1 protein-coding gene is annotated in these 1051 nt (G+C 39.3%); it reads left to right on the top strand.

The window, feature by feature from the left end; genetic code table 11:
* Positions 1 to 103 precede the first annotated feature (103 nt).
* Positions 104 to 997: a 4-hydroxy-tetrahydrodipicolinate synthase gene (gene dapA, locus QZ379_RS11760; RefSeq protein WP_291564947.1), complete on the top strand. Its 894-nt coding sequence runs from the start codon at positions 104 to 106 to the stop codon at positions 995 to 997.
* Positions 998 to 1051: the final 54 nt, after the last annotated feature.

Raw genomic sequence — 1051 nt, 5'->3', positions numbered from 1 at the left:
GATTCAAAAATTCATCAATATATCCAAAAAAAGTGATAGAAAAATAGTTTTAAAAGAAAATATTAGTACTTTTGTAACTATTAAATGCGTATATAATTAAATTATGATACAAAGAAGATTGAAAGGAATGGGAGTGGCGCTTATCACACCATTCAAGGAAGACGGAAGTGTAGACTATGATTCACTGCTCAGATTAGTTGAATATCAGGTACAAAACGGTATAGATTTTCTCTGTGTTTTAGGAACAACAGCAGAAACTCCGACACTGACAGCAGAGGAAAAGAAGAAGATAAAATCACTTGTAATAGAGAGAGTTAACGGAAGAGTTCCTATTCTTCTCGGAGTGGGAAGCAACTGTACCCAGACAGTAATCGACACCATAAAGAATGACGATATGACAGGTGTGGATGCACTGCTGATAGCTGTACCATATTACAACAAGCCTTCGCAGGAAGGTATATACCAGCACTATAAGACTATAGCACAATCTACAAATCTTCCTATCGTTCTGTACAATGTTCCCGGACGTACGGGAGTGAACATGACTGCTGCTACAACACTCCGATTAGCTCACGATTTCGACAATATAGTAGCTATCAAGGAAGCATCAGGAGATATCTCTCAGATGGATGAGATTATCAAGAAGAAACCGGCAAACTTCGATGTCATTTCAGGTGACGACGGAATAACATTCCCATTGATTACTCTCGGAGCTGTAGGTGTAATTTCTGTTATCGGAAATGCATTCCCAAGAGAATTCAGCCGCATGACAAGACTTGCTTTAGCCGGCGACTACAACAGTGCACTTACGATACATCATCAGTTTACCGAACTCTTCAAGCTTCTGTTCGTAGACGGAAATCCTGCAGGAGTTAAAGCAATGCTCAGCATGATGGGAATGATTGAGAACCGTCTCCGCCTGCCTCTTGTTCCAACAAGAATTACTACATACGAAGAAATGCGTAAGGTTCTCGAAGGTTTGAAGGTTAAATGCTAAATAGCATACAGATAGAAAAACTAATACAGAAATAAAATCCGGCCTGTAGATTTA

This window comes from Bacteroides sp., from assembly GCF_019417265.1.
Classification (GTDB): Bacteria; Bacteroidota; Bacteroidia; order Bacteroidales; family Bacteroidaceae; genus Phocaeicola.
Note: the sequence above shows the minus strand (reverse complement) of the source record. Positions and strands in the feature narration are given on the sequence as shown.

Coding starts and splice junctions, on each gene's coding strand:
- dapA (WP_291564947.1), top strand. CDS start 104: ATGATACAAAGAAGATTGAAAGGAATGGGAGTGGCGCTTATCACACCA.